Source organism: Acinetobacter pseudolwoffii, from assembly GCF_002803605.1.
GTDB classification, from domain to species: Bacteria; Pseudomonadota; Gammaproteobacteria; order Pseudomonadales; family Moraxellaceae; genus Acinetobacter; species Acinetobacter pseudolwoffii.
Genome location: NZ_PHRG01000003.1, coordinates 118,582 through 137,543 on the forward strand (window position 1 = coordinate 118,582; position 18,962 = coordinate 137,543).

Annotated in this window: 16 protein-coding genes; 12 read left to right on the forward strand and 4 right to left on the reverse strand. The window is 43.5% G+C overall.

Features of this window, described 5'->3' with window-relative positions:
- Positions 1-56: 56 nt before the first annotated feature.
- Together CWI32_RS07400 and CWI32_RS07405 are read right to left on the reverse strand one after the other, a co-directional pair.
- Positions 57-944 (reverse strand): bile acid:sodium symporter family protein, encoded by an 888-nt coding sequence (locus CWI32_RS07400; protein WP_005171255.1) that lies wholly within the window; start codon positions 942-944, stop codon positions 57-59.
- Positions 945-1,089: 145 nt separating this feature from the next.
- Positions 1,090-1,560: a hypothetical protein gene (locus CWI32_RS07405; RefSeq protein ID WP_005171252.1), complete on the reverse strand. Its 471-nt coding sequence runs from the start codon at positions 1,558-1,560 to the stop codon at positions 1,090-1,092.
- 255 nt (positions 1,561-1,815) lie between these two features.
- Between CWI32_RS07405 and mnmG the strand changes: the two genes are divergently transcribed.
- From mnmG to CWI32_RS07420, 3 genes are all read left to right on the forward strand, one after another.
- Positions 1,816-3,696, forward strand: coding sequence for a tRNA uridine-5-carboxymethylaminomethyl(34) synthesis enzyme MnmG (gene mnmG, locus CWI32_RS07410; protein WP_100328704.1), 1,881 nt, complete (start codon positions 1,816-1,818; stop codon positions 3,694-3,696).
- 316 nt (positions 3,697-4,012) lie between these two features.
- Positions 4,013-5,218 carry a 3-(3-hydroxy-phenyl)propionate transporter MhpT gene (gene mhpT, locus CWI32_RS07415; RefSeq protein WP_100534989.1) on the forward strand — a complete coding sequence of 402 codons (1,206 nt, stop codon included), beginning with the start codon at positions 4,013-4,015 and terminating at the stop codon, positions 5,216-5,218.
- A gap of 132 nt (positions 5,219-5,350) precedes the next feature.
- Positions 5,351-5,677: a hypothetical protein gene (locus tag CWI32_RS07420; RefSeq protein WP_100535160.1), complete on the forward strand. Its 327-nt coding sequence runs from the start codon at positions 5,351-5,353 to the stop codon at positions 5,675-5,677.
- Positions 5,678-6,012: 335 nt separating this feature from the next.
- On the opposite strand, the gene glnG is transcribed toward CWI32_RS07420, so the two are convergent.
- Positions 6,013-7,494 carry a nitrogen regulation protein NR(I) gene (gene glnG, locus CWI32_RS07425; protein WP_100534990.1) on the reverse strand — a complete coding sequence of 494 codons (1,482 nt, stop codon included), beginning with the start codon at positions 7,492-7,494 and terminating at the stop codon, positions 6,013-6,015.
- Positions 7,481-8,590 carry a nitrogen regulation protein NR(II) gene (gene glnL, locus CWI32_RS07430; protein WP_005096702.1) on the reverse strand — a complete coding sequence of 370 codons (1,110 nt, stop codon included), beginning with the start codon at positions 8,588-8,590 and terminating at the stop codon, positions 7,481-7,483. Before glnL ends, glnG begins: the two co-directional genes overlap by 14 nt.
- Before the next feature lie 341 nt (positions 8,591-8,931).
- Between glnL and rimO the strand changes: the two genes are divergently transcribed.
- The 9 genes from rimO (at position 8,932) to CWI32_RS07475 (ending at position 18,960) form a co-directional block, all read left to right on the forward strand.
- Entirely contained in the window at positions 8,932-10,275 is a 1,344-nt protein-coding gene (rimO, locus tag CWI32_RS07435) for a 30S ribosomal protein S12 methylthiotransferase RimO (protein ID WP_005096703.1), read from the forward strand.
- A 46-nt stretch (positions 10,276-10,321) separates the two neighbouring features.
- Positions 10,322-11,050 carry a UMP kinase gene (gene pyrH / locus CWI32_RS07440; protein WP_004279886.1) on the forward strand — a complete coding sequence of 243 codons (729 nt, stop codon included), beginning with the start codon at positions 10,322-10,324 and terminating at the stop codon, positions 11,048-11,050.
- Between the two features lie 78 nt (positions 11,051-11,128).
- Positions 11,129-11,683: a ribosome recycling factor gene (gene frr / locus CWI32_RS07445; protein ID WP_005096705.1), complete on the forward strand. Its 555-nt coding sequence runs from the start codon at positions 11,129-11,131 to the stop codon at positions 11,681-11,683.
- Positions 11,684-11,690: 7 nt separating this feature from the next.
- On the forward strand, positions 11,691-12,443 hold the full coding sequence (gene uppS / locus CWI32_RS07450) for a polyprenyl diphosphate synthase (RefSeq protein WP_100534991.1): 753 nt from the start codon (positions 11,691-11,693) through the stop codon (positions 12,441-12,443).
- Positions 12,444-12,446: 3 nt separating this feature from the next.
- Complete coding sequence (locus CWI32_RS07455; RefSeq protein WP_100534992.1) at positions 12,447-13,271, forward strand: phosphatidate cytidylyltransferase; 825 nt, start codon at positions 12,447-12,449, stop codon at positions 13,269-13,271.
- Entirely contained in the window at positions 13,272-14,468 is a 1,197-nt protein-coding gene (gene ispC / locus CWI32_RS07460) for a 1-deoxy-D-xylulose-5-phosphate reductoisomerase (RefSeq protein WP_100534993.1), read from the forward strand. It abuts the gene before it with no gap.
- A gap of 3 nt (positions 14,469-14,471) precedes the next feature.
- Positions 14,472-15,827, forward strand: coding sequence for an RIP metalloprotease RseP (gene rseP, locus CWI32_RS07465; RefSeq protein WP_100534994.1), 1,356 nt, complete (start codon positions 14,472-14,474; stop codon positions 15,825-15,827).
- A gap of 84 nt (positions 15,828-15,911) precedes the next feature.
- Positions 15,912-18,380 (forward strand): outer membrane protein assembly factor BamA, encoded by a 2,469-nt coding sequence (gene bamA, locus CWI32_RS07470; RefSeq protein ID WP_378272891.1) that lies wholly within the window; start codon positions 15,912-15,914, stop codon positions 18,378-18,380.
- Between the two features lie 82 nt (positions 18,381-18,462).
- Entirely contained in the window at positions 18,463-18,960 is a 498-nt protein-coding gene (locus tag CWI32_RS07475) for an OmpH/Skp family outer membrane protein (protein ID WP_005171235.1), read from the forward strand.
- Positions 18,961-18,962 lie beyond the last annotated feature (2 nt).

Sequence of the window (18,962 nt, forward strand, 5' to 3'; positions counted from 1 at the left end):
ACTTTTGCTTTTCTTGGGAAAAGCATACAGCTTTATCGCAGACTCAGCCAAATAAATTACAAATCCGATAAACGATTTTTATGGCGATAAGCGATATATTGGCGACTCATCATCACCCCGAAAATAGTCGCAAAACTATACATGACAATGGTGTAAATGCCGGCCGGAATTGCCATAGTGACATCGCCTAAGACCGAAATCGCAATGGTGATCGCAATCGCCGTATTATGAATGCCGATTTCAAAGGTACAGGCCCGTGCCATTTTTTCTGGAATACCCATCAGTAGCGGAATGCAATAACCAATAAACAGGCTGGAAAAACATAAAATCACAGTAGCTAAACCAATACTGGAAAAATATTCAAAGAGATTAAAACGATCTCTAAAAACGGCAAATATCAAGAGTATGCTTAAAAAACTAATTGAAACGAAGCGCATCGATTTGCTGACGGTAATGGATAAATGTGGAAATTTGGCTCGAAGCAGCATCCCGATGATCACGGGGATCAGGGTAATTAAAAACACCTGTATCATTTTTTCAACTGGAAATGTCACAGTCGAGTCGTGACTCATAAAGTATTGTAATGAGAGATTGATAATAAAGGGCAGGGTGAAAATAGAAATGATGGTATTGATGGCAGTCAGGGTGATATTCAGCGCGACGTCGCCTTTATACAGATAGCTAAACAGGTTGGCGGTTGGGCCTCCTGGTGAAGCGGCCAGAAGCATTAAACCTACTGCGAGTAAAGGAGCTAAGTCTAGAATCAGGCAAATAAAGAAAGCAATACTGGTCAACAGCACGAGTTGTGTAAATAGGGCAATAAAAATGACTTTAGGATAGCGGCTTAAGCGCAGGAAATCCTTGATTTTTAATTCGAGTCCCAGCCCCATCATCATGATTGCCAATGTAATAGGCAAAAAAAAGTTAAAAAACCCCGAATCCATGAAAAATCCTTTTTATTATTGATTTTTAGATAGATTTTAAGTGTAGCGGAGCTGAATAAATAAGCAATATAAAACGGGCAAAATGTATTCACTTTGCCCGTCAAAGCTTTTACTTGAAATGTAAGCTATTTAGAGCTATGACAGCTTACATGCCTGGCTGAGTTTGCATTTGCGCATCAGGCGGAGTCTGTTGGTCATTCATTGGTTGCTGCATTTGCGGCTGGCTCATTTGTGGTTGCATTGGCTGACTGTGCATTTGGGATTGTCCCTGAGGGCGTGGCGGCATAAAGCCTAAAGCACATTTACCTTTGACTTCGGTTCCATTAATGGTGGCGGTGGTCGCGCTACTATTGCCACTACAGGTACTCATGAGTTCAGCTTCATCACCTTTGATTGAAGCATTTTTTGATGAAGCGAAAAACTGTGGCTCACAGGTTCCATTCCAGATAATGCCTCGATGGGCAAAACTGACTTGAGCACCTTGGGTTTTGCCTTTACAAACCTGTTGATACTTTTGCGCATTATAAGTGGTTTCGACCTTATCATTTGCTGAGGCTGCAAATGGCGCAAAACATAAACCACACAGAACAGTTGAGAGAAAAATATTCTTATTCATCAGTTATACCTTTGTTTGTAATGTAAGCAGTATATAGCTTAAAAAATACTCAAAATTAAACAGTGTAAATCGAGTAATTTTCTGAACTTATATGTTTAATTTATATAGTCCCTCTGCAAAGTTAAATTACAGTGCTTGATTCTTGTACAGGATGATTCATTTTTTATCTCAGGATAAATTCGACTGAATCTGTCTACTTTAGAATGAAATTTGCTATAATACTCAGCTATCCTTTTTTATCTCTCAATTACCACTATGCATTATCCTAAAGTATACGATGTCATTGTTATCGGTGGCGGTCACGCCGGTACAGAAGCAGCTCTGGCTGCAGCGCGTATGGGTCGACAGACTTTACTCTTAACTCATAACATTGAGACTTTAGGGCAGATGAGCTGTAACCCGGCCATCGGTGGTATTGGTAAATCGCACTTGGTGCGTGAAATTGATGCCTTGGGCGGTGCAATGGCGCTGGCTGCCGACAAAGGCGGTATTCAGTTCCGTATTTTGAACTCGCGTAAAGGTGCAGCAGTTCGTGCAACACGTGCGCAGGCAGACCGTGTCCGTTTTAAAGCGGCAATTCGTGAAACTTTAGAGAATCAGGCGAACTTGGATATTTTCCAGCAAGCGGCTGATGACCTGATTGTTGAAGGCGATACCGTCAAAGGTGTGGTTACCCAAATGGGTATTCGTTTTGATGCCAAAACTGTGGTGTTGACTGCGGGTACATTCTTGGGTGGCGTAATTCACGTTGGTCTGGAAAAATCCAGTGGTGGTCGTGCCGGTGATCCGCCGTCGATTTCATTGGCAGCACGTTTGCGCGAATTGAATTTACCTGTGGGGCGTTTAAAAACCGGTACACCACCGCGTATCGATGCACGTTCGGTCGACTTTTCTGTAATGACACCGCAGCCGGGTGATTTCCCATCTCCAACCATGTCGTTTATGGGCGATGCGTCTATGCATCCGGAACAGGTGAACTGCTATATCACCCATACCAATGAACGTACGCATGAGATTATTCGCGGTGGTCTAGATCGCTCACCGATGTATACCGGTAAAATTGAAGGTGTGGGGCCGCGTTATTGCCCATCAATTGAAGACAAGATTCACCGTTTTGCCGATAAAGACTCGCATCAAGTATTCTTGGAACCGGAAGGTCTGGATACGCACGAGCTTTATCCAAATGGTATTTCAACTTCATTGCCATTTGATGTGCAGTTTGAGTTGGTTCGCTCAATCCGTGGTATGGAAAATGCGCATATTTTGCGTCCAGGCTACGCCATTGAATACGACTATTTCAACCCGCAAGCGTTGAAATTTACCCTTGAAACCAAAGCGATTAATAACCTGTATTTTGCTGGTCAAATTAATGGAACCACTGGTTATGAAGAAGCAGGTGCACAAGGTTTGCTGGCAGGTTTAAATGCTGCACGTCGTGCCTGGGATCAAGAGCAGTGGACACCAAAACGCGATGAAGCCTATATGGGTGTATTGGTAGATGACCTGATTACGTTAGGCACCAAAGAACCGTACCGTATGTTTACCTCACGTGCTGAATATCGTTTGATGTTACGTGAAGACAATGCTGACCAGCGTTTAACTGCGATCGGTCGTGAATTGGGTCTGGTCGATGATGCACGTTGGGCGGTTTACTGCGAAAAAATGGAAGCAGTTGAAAAAGAAACCGGTCGTTTGCAGCATCTTTGGGCGGCTCCAAACAATCCGATGGGCAAGAAATTCGTTGAGATGACTGGCGCAGATTTATCTAAAGAATGTTCAGCGATCGATCTTTTGAAACGTCCAAATATTTCATTTGCGCAAATTGCCGAGTTAACCGGTTCTGATGTATCTGCGCAGGTCGGTGATCAGATTGAAATCGCAGTGAAATATGCGGGTTATATCAACCGTCAGCATGAAGATGTGGCACAAATGAAACGTCTTGAAGAAACCCGTATTCCAGGCGACTTCGATTATGACATCGTGTCGGGGCTGTCGCGTGAAATCACGTTGAAACTGAAGGATGTACGTCCTGAAACATTGGCGCAAGCCAGCCGTATTCCGGGTGTGACGCCTGCGGCTGTTCAATTGGTGATGATTACGATTCGTAAGAATGCACAAACGAAAAAATCTGCTTAAGAATACAGTGTGAAAAAGCCCGCGCAATGCGGGCTTTTTATCGGCTGATGTTTTTGTATAAGTCTCGGCTATCATTCAATTATAAATAACTACTATTTAACTAAGTGTCTTATTTATAAAGATAATAAAAATTATTAAGATGTAAAAAGTCTATAAATTTTAGCTTTTAGGTCTAATGGAAAGGGTATTAAGTAGAGTTGATGGACTTAAATCCGACTATTGTCGTGGTATTTCTCTGACCAGATTAGGATAAGAATAGGGGAAATAGGATCGTCAGGCTATCAAACGATTTATAGGTTATTGATGGAGATCAATCATGATACAGCCTTATAGTGAAAAATTACGAAAAATATTGACGATTTTCTTGTGCTTTTGGGTGGCATTTTTTGAGGGTTTCGATCTTCAGGCTCCTGGAATTGCAGCAAAAGGAATTGCGGCAAGCTTTGCTTTAGATCAGGTTCAGATGGGCTATGTGTTTAGTCTGGGCGTCTTTGGAATGCTCTTTGGTGCATTCTTTGGCGGACGTATCGCGGATTATTTGGGACAAAAGAAAGTCTTGATGTTGTCTGTGGCTATTTTTGGTGTGTTCATGTCGCTGACTGCAATTGCACCGAGCATCGAGGTTTTATATGCTGCGCGTTTCTTGACCGGTTTGGGTCTGGGTGCTGCAATGCCGACCATGATTTCCGTGGTTGGAGATGAAGCAACTGAAGCCAATCGCGGTAAGCTCAATAGCTTGATGTATTGTGGCCTGCCTGTTGGTGCTATTTTTGTCGCCGGTTTGGCTATGCTGCTTCCAGATATTCAATGGCAGACTTTATTTTTGATTGGTGGTTTAACCCCTTTAGCGCTTCTCCCTTTTATGGGCTTTATTCTTAAAGATCAACCTAAAGCAGCGGTAGCGCAAAAAAGATCTGGCGAAGCTGTACCGGGCATGGTCGAGGTTTTGTTCAAGCAGCAACAGTATAAAAATACAGTGCCGCTTTGGGTAGGTTTCTTTTTTACCTTGATGATCAACTATATTCTGATTAGCTGGTTGCCTAATTTGCTGATGGAACAAGGCTTGCAAAAACAGCAGGCATTTCTGGTGATGCTGGTGTTTCAGGTGGGTGCGGTGATTGGAACCTTGAGTTTGGGTTATTTGCTAGATCGTTTAAAATTGTGGCAAATGGCAGCCATTATTTACAGCGGCTTATTTGTTGCCTTGGTTTTGTTGTTCACCAGTACCTCGATTCCGCTATTAATTTTAGCCGGGGTGATGGGTGGGATCTTTTCTACAGGTGGTCAATCTATTCTGTATGGCATCTCACCGATTTTTTATTCAGGTGCAGGAAAAGTCACAGGCGTGGGCAGCGCCATTTCTTTAGGTCGTTTAGGTGCCATGACCGGTCCGTTATTAACCGGGAAAATTTTGGCATTAGGTTTGGGAACTACAGGTATCCTTATGGCAAGTTTACCTGCGGTGGTTGTATCAGCGGTAGCGGTCACGGCACTGTCACGTTATAAGGCGGCTCATAAATAAGCCAGTTTTCTATTTTTATTGCCATAACAAAGGAATCTACGGATTCCTTTGTTATGGCTCATATTTTAATTGAGTAAAATCGGCAGATAAAATTTGCTAAAATAGATGGATAGCAAACTGACTGATTTTTATATGCCTTACCAACTGATCGAACTCGATATTCAGGCCGCCGATAATATTGCCTGTCCACATTGCCAGCAGAACATTATTGACTGGACTGAAGAACAATATGTACAGCCATGTGAACATACTTTATTTATTGCCATGGATATTGGCTTTGAATATATGACCGATGAATTTGAGCACAGCATGCCACGTTCGGTAGATGATCTGCATGCCAATGACGATCAGGTGAATATGTTTGATGAAATTACCGCCAGTACTTATTCAGATTATCTGATCTTAAAGTCAGACTTGGGCGCAGCAGGTTATTCGCGTTATATCGGCTTGACTGTTTAACTCACCTCAGTATAAAAAAGCACCCGAAGGTCACTACTGTTCCACAATTTGAACTTTATTTCAGTACCAGGTCAATATGATGACACCATGTGCTTAAATATTTGATATTTTTATATATTTAATTTTCCACAGCCTTGTCTTTTCTTTGAAAAATTTAAATGACTTTGTGTAGGCTAAATCCTACTTTTGACAGACCAAAAGTAGGCAAAAGTCTTTATTCCCCATACACTACATTCTGTCATGATGGGGAATGTGTGGCATCCTTGCCACACTCACAAATCAAATACCTGAAATTCAATTGTGAGAGAGCAGTAACCCGAAGGTGCTTTTATAGATTAGCTTGGACTTTCGATTTCTTCTTCTACCTCATCATCGGTCGTATCCATACCGAGTTCTTTGAGCTTGCGGGTCAGCGTGTTACGGCCCCAGCCCAAAAGTTCAGCTGCATGACGTTTGCGACCACGGGTTTGTTGTAGTGCAGCATTAATCAGGGTGCGCTCAAACATCGGTGTAGCGACATCCAGAAGTTTCATCTCGCCATTTTTGAGTTTTTGCATGGCCCATTGACCCAGCAATTCATCCCAGTGCTGTGGACCCACTTGGTTTAAGTTTGGAATTGGTGAGCCTAAATCCAAATCTTGAATTGGAATTTGTTTCAGTTCAGGTGGTAGGTCTTCTGGATAGACTTCACGACCCGTGATCATCACGGTTAGCCAGCGACAGGTATTTTCAAGCTGGCGTACGTTGCCTTGCCACGGCAGTTTTTGCATATATTCCTGGGTTTCAGGACGCAGAATTTTGGGATTAACGCCGAGTTCTTTACCAGCACGTGCCAGGAAGTGCTGCGCCAGCATCGGAATGTCTTCACTGCGATGTGCCAGTTTTGGAATGTGAATCCGAATCACATTCAGGCGGTGATACAAGTCTTCACGGAAACGGCCGTCATGTACCAGTTTTTCCAGATCCTGATGTGTGGCAGCCACAATCCGCACATCAACCTTGACGGGAATATGACCACCGACACGATAAAACTCGCCATCGGCCAAAACACGCAATAAACGGGTTTGGGTTTCAAAAGGCATGTCGCCAATTTCATCCAGAAACAGCGTGCCGCCGTTGGCCTGTTCAAAACGACCTTGACGCTGGGTATTGGCACCGGTAAATGCACCTTTTTCGTGACCAAAAAGTTCGGTTTCGATCAGGTCTTTGGGAATGGCTGCCATATTCAGGGCAATAAAGGGCTTTGCACTACGCGGTGAATGGCGGTGCAAGGCATGTGCCACCAATTCTTTCCCTGTACCGGACTCACCATTAATGAGTACAGTAATATGCGATTGCGCTAAACGGCCGATGGCGCGAAACACTTCCTGCATGGCGGGAGATTCACCGATAATTTCAGTCGATTGAATCGGCGGGGCAACTTTTGCTGATTCTTGTTGTTGCAGCTTGGTAATATGCAAAATCGCACGATTGACCAGTGCCAGCGCTTCATCAATATCAAAAGGCTTTGGCAGATATTCAAAAGCACCAGTTTGATAACTTGATACAGCAGACTCTAGGTCTGAATGCGCCGTCATAATAATCACAGGCAGGTCAGGATAATTGTGTTTGACCTTACCCAAGAAGGTGAGTCCATCAATCCCCGGCATACGGATATCGGTCAGAATCACATCTGGTGCATCAACACTGAGTTGATCTAGTGCGGATTGTGCTTCTTCAAAGCTGGTCACGTCCAAGCCTTCTTCTTTAAAGGTTTTTTCCAGTACCCAGCGCATGGCACGATCGTCATCAATCACCCATATTTTATTTCGCGACATGATTCGACTCCCAAGGTAAATATAAGCTAAACACGGTTTTTCCAGCCACGGACTGACATTCAATCATGCCGTTATGCTGATGAATAATATTTTGAGCAATACTGAGACCCAGTCCGGTACCTTTGGCGCGACTGGTGACCAGTGGATAAAACACAGATTCGATAATGTCTTCGGGGACCCCAGGGCCATTGTCTTCAATATCAATGCGTACCACAGAGCGATGAATTGCCCCGTTAATGGTAAATAGGCGCTGAATCCGGGTTCTTAAAACCAGTTCAGGCTGGTGATCGACAAAAAACTCTTTGTTCTCGGTCATGGCCTGTACTGCATTGGCGCAAATATTCAAGATCACCTGAATCAGTTGATCACGGTCTGCCAGCACTTCAGGTAAGGACAGGTCATAATCCCGAATAATCTTGATTTTCTTTTTGCTTTGATTGGCGATGAGTGAGCGCACCCGCTCAAGTGGCTCATGTACATTTACCAGCTCATAGCTTGGCAGTTGGCGTGAACCGAGCATGGTGTCGGCCAGATTTCGGAGTCGATCGACTTCACTAATAATAATATCGGTAAATTCTTTGTATTGTGGATCATTCAGACTGCGAGCCAGAAGTTGTGTTGCCCCCCGAATTCCGCCGAGTGGGTTCTTGATTTCGTGCGCGACACCGCGAATCAGCTGGCGAGCCACTTGATGTTGCTGAATCAGGTTTTCTTCACGCGAAATTTTAAGCATACGGTCACGAGGATTGAGCTCGATTAACAACAGTGGGTGATAGGGCTTACCCAGATTTAGTTGAGAAACCGTGTAATCGACATGAATGTCCTTAAAGTTGACAATCAGTGTGGCTTCACGGCGCGTATAAGGTTGGCCTGTAGTTAAAGTGTTGTTCAGCGCTTCTTCAGTATTAAACTCATCGGTCGGATGTTGCAGAAGACCCAGTGCTGGACTTCCACTGGCGCGAAATAAGCTCACATCAAATAAGGCTTCGCAGGCAGAGTTGAGATAATAAATATTAAGATCGCGGTCTACCAATAAGATACACGTGGTCATATTGTCCACTAAAACACGATAGTCGATCGGAATAAGCTGATCCATTCGCGGTTTTTTTCCTGTATTAAAATGGCGCAATGGCATCTTCATAAAGCAATTTAATCAATTTTAAGTTCTGATTTGATGCAAGATGCACGCCAACTTTTATGACTAAAGCTTATTTATTGCGATGAAATGCAGAAATGTGCCACAGCGACACAATTCATCTTAGGTATAGCGGATTAAATTGAGGCTGTAAATCTAAAATGTTCTATTTTGGTGCGCGCGCAAATATGTTGTATATTTTATGGCGTTATTTTAGTGCGTGATGCAAAGAGTCAGGTTTTCAACTATTTTTATGATGCGAAAAGACATACAATACGCGCATTCTAGTAGAGCGAAAATTCATGAAGTCCCCCAAAGTCGGTTTTGTATCTTTAGGTTGTCCTAAGGCATTGGTAGATTCTGAACGTATTTTAACCCAGTTAAAGACTGAAGGTTATGACGTCGCTTCGGATTATGACGGTGCTGATTTAGTTGTAGTAAATACCTGTGGTTTCATTGAATCCGCAGTGCAAGAATCGCTAGACGCGATTGGTGAGGCGATGAGCGCGAATGGTCGCGTCATCGTAACAGGCTGTCTAGGTAAAGACGAAGACAAGATTCGCCAGATGCATCCGAATGTCCTGAAAGTGACAGGTGCAGCGGCATATAAAGATGTTATGGATGCGGTTCATCAATACGTGCCTGAACCGCCAAAACACAATCCATTTATTGATTTAGTTCCAGAGCAAGGTATCCGCCTAACACCTAAACATTATGCCTATTTGAAAATATCGGAAGGCTGCAACCATCGTTGTACTTTCTGTATTATTCCAAGCATGCGTGGTGATTTGGTCTCCCGTCCAGTTGGTTCTGTGCTTGAAGAAGCCGCAGCGCTGAAACGTGCCGGTGTTAAAGAAGTACTCGTTATCTCCCAGGATACTTCTGCTTACGGTCTGGACACCAAATACAAGCTGGATTTCTGGAACGGCCAGCCGGTGAAAACCAAATTCTATGACATGTGTGAAGCACTCGGTCAGTTGGGAATCTGGGTGCGTTTGCACTATGTTTATCCATATCCGCATGTCGATGCCGTGATTGACCTGATGGCTCAAGGCAAAATCCTGCCTTATCTGGATATTCCATTTCAGCATGCGAGTCCAAAAATTCTCAAGCTGATGAAACGTCCTGCGCACAGTGAAAACACACTGGAGCGATTGAATATCTGGCGTGAAAAATGTCCTGATCTGGTTATCCGTTCAACATTTGTGGTGGGCTTCCCGGGTGAAACCGAAGAAGACTTCCAGATGCTGCTCGATTGGCTGAAACAAGCTCAATTGGATCGTGTAGGTTGCTTTACCTATTCACCAGTTGAAGGTGCGACAGCAAACGATTTGCCAGACCACGTTCCTGAAGAAATTAAACAAGAGCGTTATGAGCGTTTCATGCAGGTTCAGCAAGAAATCTCGGCAGCCAAACTCCAAAAACGTATTGGTCAGACCATGACCGTGCTGGTAGATGATCTGGAAGAAGAATTCCCGGTGGCAGTTGCGCGTTCTTATGCAGATGCACCTGAAATTGATGGCAATGTTTTTGTGGAAGATATCGATAAAAGCGTCATTAAGGCAGGGGATTTGCTTGAAGTCGAGATTACCGATGCAGACGAGTACGATCTGTATGCAAAACTCATTTCAGTCAAATCTGCTTAAAATTTTGAATTAAAAAAATTTAAATTGAATACTTTGGAGTTTGATGATGTTGGATTCTAAAAAGCCACGCTTTGGTCGCATTCTGTTAAAGCTTTCTGGTGAAGCGCTGGCAGGCAATAAAGACATGGGAATCGATGCACAAGTGCTCGACCAGATGTCGCTTTCTATTGCGCACCTTGTGGGTTTAGGCGTACAAGTAGGTATCGTGGTCGGTGGTGGTAACCTGTACCGCGGTAGCCAGCTGCAAAAAGACGGTCTGGTTGGCCGGGTCACTGGCGACCAGATGGGTATGCTGGCAACCGTGATGAACGGTCTGGCACTACGCGACGCTTTGGTGCGCCGTAATATTAAAACCCGTTTGATGTCTGCACTGCCAATTGGTGCAGTGGTTGAGTCTTACTCGAGCCGTGATGCGATCCGTCACCTGACTCAGGGTGAAGTGTGTGTATTCGTGGCAGGTACAGGTAATCCATTCTTTACCACAGATACCGCAGCATGTTTGCGTGGTATTGAAATCGAATCAGATTTGATTTTGAAAGCCACTAAAGTCGATGGCGTATATAACAAAGATCCAAGCAAATATGACGATGCGGTTAAATATGACACTTTAACCTTTGATCAGGTGCTGGATGAAAAGCTGGGTGTCATGGACTTAACTGCGATCTGTTTATGTCGTGACCACAATGTGCCGCTACAAGTATTCGATATGAATAAATCTGGCGCATTACTTTCAGTGGTGATGGGCGAAAAAGAAGGGACTCACGTTACCAATTAATGACGTGAGCACCAAAGCACTTTATACTACGCGCTAATTTAGCAATTAACTTTTTTAGAATTAAGTAAGGAAGATCATATGATTAACGATCTTAAAAAAGACAGCGAAGACCGTATGAACAAAACTCTAGAATCTCTAGAGCATGGTTTTGCAAAAGTTCGTACCGGTCGCGCGCATCCATCTATTTTAAATAATGTGATGGTTTCTTACTATGGTTCAGACGTTCCATTGAACCAGGTGGCAAACGTTGGTGTTGAAGATTCACGTACCCTGTTGGTTCAACCGTTTGAACGTTCAATGGTGGCTGCAATTGATAAAGCGATTCGTGAATCTGACTTGGGTCTTAACCCGATTTCAGCAGATGCGATCCGTGTACCTATGGCAGCACTCACTGAAGAAACACGTCGTGACATGCAGAAAGTTGCCCGTACTGAAGCAGAAAATGCAAAAGTGGCAATTCGTAACATTCGCCGTGATGTATTGGGTGATATCAAAGCCTTATTGAAGGAAAAAGAAATTTCTGAAGATGAAGAGCGTCGTGCTGCTGACGAAATCCAGAAAATTACCGACAAATTTGTTGCTGAAGTTGACAAACGCTTGGCTGCGAAAGAAGCTGAATTGATGAAGGTCTAATTCATCGATGACCGCTGCTGAAGAAAACCCCTGTCTTCCGAAACATGTTGCCATCATTATGGATGGCAACAATCGTTTCGCCAAAAAAAATCAGATGCAGAAAGGTGATGGACACCGTGAAGGAAAAACGGTTCTGGATCCGATTGTAGAACACTGTAGAAAAAAAAATATCCAGGCTTTAACTGTTTTTGCCTTTTCCAGTGAAAACTGGAATCGTCCACAGTTTGAAGTCGAATTGCTCATGAAACTCCTGCTTGACACGATTCATGAGCAACTCCCCCGCATGGAAAAATTCAATATTGCCTTACGTTTTATCGGTGATCGCAGCCGTTTGTCCGCTGAATTGCAGGGACTCATGTTGCAAGCCGAACAAAGGACTGCTAATTTCAATAGTATGACACTCACTATTGCAATCAGTTATGGCGGTATGTGGGATATGGCACAAGCTGCAAAGCAAATTGCCAGTGATGTTTTAACAAATAAATTAGATCTTGATGCAATTGATACTGATGTATTTGGTCAATATGTCAGCCTCGGTGACTTACCAGCAGTTGATCTGCTGATTCGTACTGGCGGAGATTTCCGTCTGTCGAATTTTCTGTTATGGCAGGCAGCCTATGCAGAGCTTTATTTCACTGAGACGCTGTGGCCAGAATTTACCGTTGAAGAACTTGATGATGCACTTGCCGTATTTGGTGGGCGTGAACGTCGTTTCGGTAAAACATCAGAACAGGTTCATCAGGAAAAACTTGAGAATTAATACATGTTTGAGCGGATTATAACCGCATTGGTGTTGGTAGCAGTTGTACTGAGCTGTATGTTTGCTACTGAATCATATTATCCAATGTTTGTATTGATGGTTCTTGCTGCCGGGGTTGCCGGTTATGAGTGGTTTAAACTCATGCCGCGAAAATTTAAGCAGGTCATCAAGCCCGTTGCATGGGGATATGGGTTGCTGACCGCGGCTCTATCAGCATTGGCATTGTATTTTGCTGAAGTCGCTTTGTTGTTATGGGTGGCTTCTATTATTACCTGGTTACTCAGTATTTACTGGGTCAAGTCTTATCCTGAGTATGACGGCTGGTACAACGCAAGCCTAAATGGCATTGGTGTAGTGCTGATTTCTGCTGCCGTCACTGCAATTTTCTCGGTTTGGCAAAGTTCACCGTGGTGGTTGATGTACCTGTTTTTACTGGTATGGGGCGCAGACAGCGGTGCGTATTTTGTTGGCCGTAAATTCGGTAGGAAAAAACTTGCACCAAATGTCAGCCCAAACAAATCTGTAGAAGGGCTGTATGGTGGTGTGGTCACCTCAATGCTGATTGTGATTGCAGTTGCTTTGCTTTATCTGGAGATGACCTGGCCAGAACTTATTTTATTCCTGATCTTATCGGTGATCACGGTCTTCAGTTCAGTACTGGGAGATCTGTTTGAATCCATGATCAAACGACGTGCCGGTATTAAAGACTCGGGCCGTATTTTACCGGGTCATGGTGGGGTGCTGGATCGTATTGATTCTTTGCTTGCTGCAGCTCCAATCTTTGCGGCAGGTATTGCTGTTCTAAAACTTATTGGTGTAGATTTATAAATGTCACAAGCGGTTTGTATACTGGGTGCTACAGGTTCTATTGGTCAAAGTACTTTAAAAATCTTGCAGCGACATCCTGAAGCGTACTCGGTTTTTGCTGTAACCGCGCAAAGTCGTATTGATGAGCTGGTCAAGATTTGCCAGCAATATCGCCCTAAAGTGGCGGTGGTGCCTGCGGCAAAAGTGGAGGAGTTTTCAAAACTCCTTCAGCAACATGGTCTGGCTGATATTGAAATTCTGCAAGATGAAGCCGGTTTAATTGCTGTGGCTGAACATGCGGATGTCGATATTGTCATGGCTGCCATTGTCGGTGCTGCCGGATTGTTGCCGACACTGGCTGCAGTAAAAGCAGGCAAGCGCGTACTGTTGGCCAATAAAGAAGCTTTGGTGATGTCCGGTGACGTCATGATGCAGGCTGCACGCGATCATGGTGCATTGTTGCTTCCGGTGGATTCCGAACACAATGCGATTTTCCAGTGTTTACCACAGCACTATTTTGAGGCAGAGCGTCATGGCAAGCCCAAGCTGGGTGTCTCGCAAATTTTGTTAACTGCATCTGGTGGGCCGTTTCTCAATCATAGTCTACAACAGCTTGAAGATGTGACGCCTGCACAGGCCTGCAAGCATCCCAACTGGTCAATGGGCCAAAAAATTTCGGTCGATTCAGCGACTTTAATGAATAAAGGTCTGGAATTGATCGAAGCCTGTCATTTGTTTGCAGTTCAAGAACAATTTGTTACAGTCGTGGTGCATCCACAGAGTATTATTCACTCCATGGTTCAATACGTTGATGGTTCAACTTTGGCACAAATGGGTAATCCGGATATGGGCACACCTATTGCACATGCATTGGCATGGCCTGAGCGAATCAGTACGCATGTACCACCCTTAGATCTGTTTATGCACTCGCAGCTTAACTTTCAGGAACCGGATGTGATTCGTTTTCCTGCATTAAAGTTGGCGCGTCAGGCGATGCAGAGCGGCGGAATTGCACCCACGATTTTAAATGCGGCCAATGAAATTGCAGTTGACGCATTTTTACATCAGCAAATTAGGTTTACCCAAATTCCTCAAGTGGTTGAACATGTCCTGAATCAGATGGACAATCAGCCGGCAAATGATCTGGAGGCTATCTTGCAGGCAGATCAAATGGCACGAGGTTTATCACAGCAGTATGTTGTGAATAAAGGAAGTTAAGACATGAACGCCTTGTTTATTATTGCAGCCGCAATCCTGTTACTCGGTCCCTTAATTGCAATTCATGAGTTTGGTCACTATATTGTGGCGCGTAAACTGGGCGTTAAAGTGTTGGTGTATTCGATTGGTTTTGGACCAACGCTGTTAAAGTGGACCTCAAAAAAATCCGGCATTCAATATCAGCTATCCGCCTTACCTTTAGGCGGTTATGTGAAAATGCTGGATGAACGTGAAGGCAATGTTGCTGAAGAAGACTTGCCCAAAGCATTTAACCGTCAGCATCCCTGGAAACGGATTGCCATTGTGGCAGCGGGACCATTGATCAACCTCATTCTTGCGGTGCTGTTATTCTGGGTGCTGTTTTTACCGGCACAAGAGCAGCTGAATACCCGCGTTGGTAAAGTTTTACCAGATACGCCGGCTGCAACAGTACAAATGCAGCCGGGTGACAAAATTGTTGCTGTGGACGGGACTCCAGTCGAAACCTGGGAAAAACTGAGTTATGCGCTGGTGGATCGTGTGGGTGAAACCGGTGTAGTGTCTATTCAGGCAGAACGTGCCGGGGAAAACAAGCTGTTCCAGTTACCGATTCGGGACTATTTAAAAGACCAGAGTCAATCTCCGTTAGACAGTCTGGGCTTCTTGCCTTATCGACCGGAAATTCCGGCTGTGATTAGCAAGCTGACTGAAGATGGTGCAGCAATTCGCCAAGGCCTGAAGCAAGGTGACAAAATTCTGGCCATTGATGGTGTCCAGATGAAAGACTGGTTTGATGTGGTACAAATCGTACAGGCATCACCAGAAAAATTACTGAAGATGGATGTATTGCGCGAAAACCAGATGGTGCAACTTGAAGTGATGCCACAGGGCAAGCGTGACAATATGGGCAATGTCACGGGTATGCTCGGTGTACAAAGTGATCCGGGTGAAATCTCGATTCCCGCAGAATATAAGCAGACCATTCACTACAATCCAGCTGAAGCACTGGTGATGGCATTTGATAAAACGGTGCACTTATCTTCGATGATTCTGAACTCGATTGTCAAAATGGTACGTGGCATGATTGGACTGGATAACTTATCTGGACCGATCACCATTGCCAAAGTCGCAGGACAAAGCGCAGAAATGGGTTGGGAAACTTTTATTTCCTTTATGGCGCTAATGAGTGTAAGTTTAGGAATATTAAATCTACTGCCGATTCCAATGCTTGATGGCGGACATCTGGTTTACTATTTTGTTGAATTAATTCGTGGTAAACCTGTTTCCGAACAAATACAATTGGTTGGACTAAAAATTGGTATGGTACTGCTCGGCAGTATGATGCTTCTGGCATTATTTAATGATTTTATGCGTTTATAACAACGTAGATGGAATAAATTAACAGCGGAAAAGACTGGCATGCAGCACACACATTTATTTATGCCTCTGGCACTCGTTAGTGCAATGGCAGTAGCACAACAAGTATATGCAGCAGATGAATTCATTGTACAAGATATAAAATTTGATGGATTAGTGCGTTTAACTCCTGAGAATGTATATGGCCTCGTGCCAATTAACAGTGGTGATCGGGTCAATGATCCGGTCATTGCCAATGCAATTCGCAGTTTATATGCATCAGGCTTATTTGATGACATCAAAGCTGTTCAGCAAGGCAATACTCTAGTTTTTCAGGTGGTAGAGCGCCCAGTCATTTCGAAAATCGAACTGAAAGGCAATAAGCTGATTCCAAAGGAAGCACTTGAAGATGGCCTGAAAAAAATGGGTCTGGCTGAAGGTGAAGTGCTGAAAAAATCTGCTTTACAGACAGTCGAAACCGAGCTTGAGCAGCAATACATGCAGCAAGGTCGCTATGATGCAGATGTTACAGTCACGACGACAGCAAGACCGAATAACCGGGTTGAATTGCAGATTGATTTTATTGAAGGTAAAGCCGCAAAAGTTTTTGATATCAATATCATTGGCAATACTGTTTTCAAAGAATCAGATATTAAACAGGCATTTGCTGTTAAAGAAAGTAGCTGGAACTCGGTGATTTCACGTAATGACCGTTATGCACGTGAAAAAATGGCTGCAAGCCTTGAAGCATTGCGTGCTATGTATCTGAACCAGGGTTATATTAACTTTAATATTACCAATTCCAGTTTGAACTTGAGTGAAGATAAAAAGAATGTCTTTATTGAAGTGTCTGTAGATGAAGGCGAACAATTTAAATTTGGTCAAACCAAATATTTAGGTGATGCACTTTATCAGACTGAAGAATTGCAAGCCTTACAGCTGTTTAAAGAAGGTGAAACTTATTCGCAAGAAAAAGTAAATGTGGTTAAGCAGCTATTACAGCGTAAATATGGTAATGCTGGTTATTATTATGCAGAAGTGAATATTGTTCCTCAAATTAATAATGAAACCAAACAGGTTGATTTAAATTACTATATCAATCCGGGTCAGCAAGTTACAGTACGACGTATTAATTTTACCGGTAATACCAAAACTGCAGATGAAGTGTTGCGTCGTGAAATGCGCCAGATGGAAGGTGCTTTAGCCAGTAATGAAAAAATTGACTTGTCTAAAGTCCGTCTGGAACGTACCGGGTTCTTTAAAACAGTCGATATCAAGCCTGCACGTATTCCGGGTTCACCGGATCAGGTCGATCTAAATGTCGCAGTAGAAGAACAGCATTCAGGTACCAGTACCTTGGCAGTGGGTTTCTCGCAAAGTGGCGGTGTGACGTTCCAGGCAGGTTTAAGTCAGACCAACTTCCTGGGCACTGGTAATAGTGTATCGATCGACTTGTCGCGTTCTGAAACCCAAGATTATTATAACCTGAGTGTGATGGATCCGTACTTTACCATTGATGGTGTACGTCGCGGTTATAACATGTACTACCGCAAGACCAAGCTAGACGATGACTATAACGTCAACAACTATGTGACGGACAGTTTTGGTGGTGGAATTAACTTTGGTTATCCAATTGATGAAAACCAGAGTGTTAGTGCTGGTTTAAATATCGATCAAACTAAAGTGACAACAGGTCAGTTTGTATCTACGTATGTTCGTGATTATCTAGAAGCGAATGGAGGGAAGAGTATTGATACCAATACATTCCAAACATGTTCAATTGCTAATCCGGGTAATGACCCTGCATGGACATGTCCAGAGGGTAGTGTAGTCACCAATAGTTATGAAAGTGAATTTGAAGGTAAATTCTTAACATATAACTTAAATTTAGGCTGGTCGTATAATACCTTAAACCGTCCGATGTTCCCGACTAATGGTATGTCACATCGTATTAATGCAGAAGTTGCATTACCGGGTAGTGAAGTGGAATATCAAAAAGTGACTTATGATGCTCAGGCCTTCTTCCCGTTAGGTAAAGACTTTGTTCTGCGCGGTTATGGTAAGTTGGGCTATGGTAATGACCTGCCATTCTATAAGAATTTTTATGCCGGTGGTTTTGGTTCGGTGCGTGGCTATGAAAATAGTACCTTAGGTCCAAAATATGATGGTGTATATTTTAGTGAAAGAGGTGAGCCGGATCCTTCACCTGAAGAAGTAGGTGGTAATGCATTGGTTCAGTTTGGTACTGAGCTAGTACTGCCAGTGCCATTTAAAGGCGATTGGGCGCGTCAGGTTCGTCCGGTTATCTTTGCAGAAGGTGCGCAGGTTTTTGATACCAACTGTGATGTGCCTGCTCCAGACAGTAATCTTATTGTAGGTGGTACTACTTATAATGCTCGCCAATACTGTAAAGATAACTTCGGTTTCGATGCAGGCAATATGCGTTATAGCGTTGGTGCCGGTTTCACCTGGATTACCATGATTGGCCCATTGTCACTGAGCTATGCTTATCCGTTGAATAAGAAAGACGGTGATGAAACTAAAAATATCCAGTTCGAAATCGGCCGTACTTTCTAAGATTATTAGCTAATCCTGAATATAGATTTTGCTCATGAAGTTGCGAGGCTTTATGAGCAAATTTTTTTGAATGAGTAAGAATATGAAAAAAATGATCATGGCGATGAGCCTGGCTTTGGCAAGTGTTGCACCGTTAACTCAAGCAGCTGGTATTGGTGTGATTGACTTGGAGCGTGTTGTTGAAGGCAGTACTTATCTGAAACAGCAAAACACGGCATTTCAACAAAAAATTCAGCCACAAACCAGCAAGATTGAACAACTCAGTAAAGAACTGGAAGCTTTGCAGCAGCGTGCTCAGTCTAATACCAAACTGAGCGATGCTGAAAAGCAGAAGATGTCTACGCAATATCAGGCTAAATTTCAGGAATTGAATCAGTTGCAACAATCTGTGCAGAGTAATGTTCAAAGTTCGATTCAGCAGATTCGGACGGTATTTGATGCACGTGTAAAGCAAATTGCTGAACAATTGCGTAAAGAAAATAACCTGGATGTGGTTTTAAATAAAAATTCAGCACTTGCTTATGACGCTAAATATGATTTAACTGATAAAATGATTCAAAAGGTTAATGCAATTAAGTAATC

Bases quoted from the DNA above. Each gene is read 5' to 3' on its own strand.
- CWI32_RS07405 (WP_005171252.1), bottom strand. From the start codon at position 1,560: ATGAATAAGAATATTTTTCTCTCAACTGTTCTGTGTGGTTTATGTTTT.
- pyrH (WP_004279886.1), top strand. From the start codon at position 10,322: ATGTTGGATTCTAAAAAGCCACGCTTTGGTCGCATTCTGTTAAAGCTT.
- rimO (WP_005096703.1), top strand. From the start codon at position 8,932: ATGAAGTCCCCCAAAGTCGGTTTTGTATCTTTAGGTTGTCCTAAGGCA.
- glnL (WP_005096702.1), bottom strand. From the start codon at position 8,590: ATGGATCAGCTTATTCCGATCGACTATCGTGTTTTAGTGGACAATATG.
- mhpT (WP_100534989.1), top strand. From the start codon at position 4,013: ATGATACAGCCTTATAGTGAAAAATTACGAAAAATATTGACGATTTTC.
- bamA (WP_378272891.1), top strand. From the start codon at position 15,912: ATGGCAGTAGCACAACAAGTATATGCAGCAGATGAATTCATTGTACAA.
- mnmG (WP_100328704.1), top strand. From the start codon at position 1,816: ATGCATTATCCTAAAGTATACGATGTCATTGTTATCGGTGGCGGTCAC.
- frr (WP_005096705.1), top strand. From the start codon at position 11,129: ATGATTAACGATCTTAAAAAAGACAGCGAAGACCGTATGAACAAAACT.
- CWI32_RS07400 (WP_005171255.1), bottom strand. From the start codon at position 944: ATGGATTCGGGGTTTTTTAACTTTTTTTTGCCTATTACATTGGCAATC.
- CWI32_RS07475 (WP_005171235.1), top strand. From the start codon at position 18,463: ATGAAAAAAATGATCATGGCGATGAGCCTGGCTTTGGCAAGTGTTGCA.
- CWI32_RS07420 (WP_100535160.1), top strand. From the start codon at position 5,351: ATGCCTTACCAACTGATCGAACTCGATATTCAGGCCGCCGATAATATT.
- ispC (WP_100534993.1), top strand. From the start codon at position 13,272: ATGTCACAAGCGGTTTGTATACTGGGTGCTACAGGTTCTATTGGTCAA.
- rseP (WP_100534994.1), top strand. From the start codon at position 14,472: ATGAACGCCTTGTTTATTATTGCAGCCGCAATCCTGTTACTCGGTCCC.
- glnG (WP_100534990.1), bottom strand. From the start codon at position 7,494: ATGTCGCGAAATAAAATATGGGTGATTGATGACGATCGTGCCATGCGC.
- uppS (WP_100534991.1), top strand. From the start codon at position 11,691: ATGACCGCTGCTGAAGAAAACCCCTGTCTTCCGAAACATGTTGCCATC.
- CWI32_RS07455 (WP_100534992.1), top strand. From the start codon at position 12,447: ATGTTTGAGCGGATTATAACCGCATTGGTGTTGGTAGCAGTTGTACTG.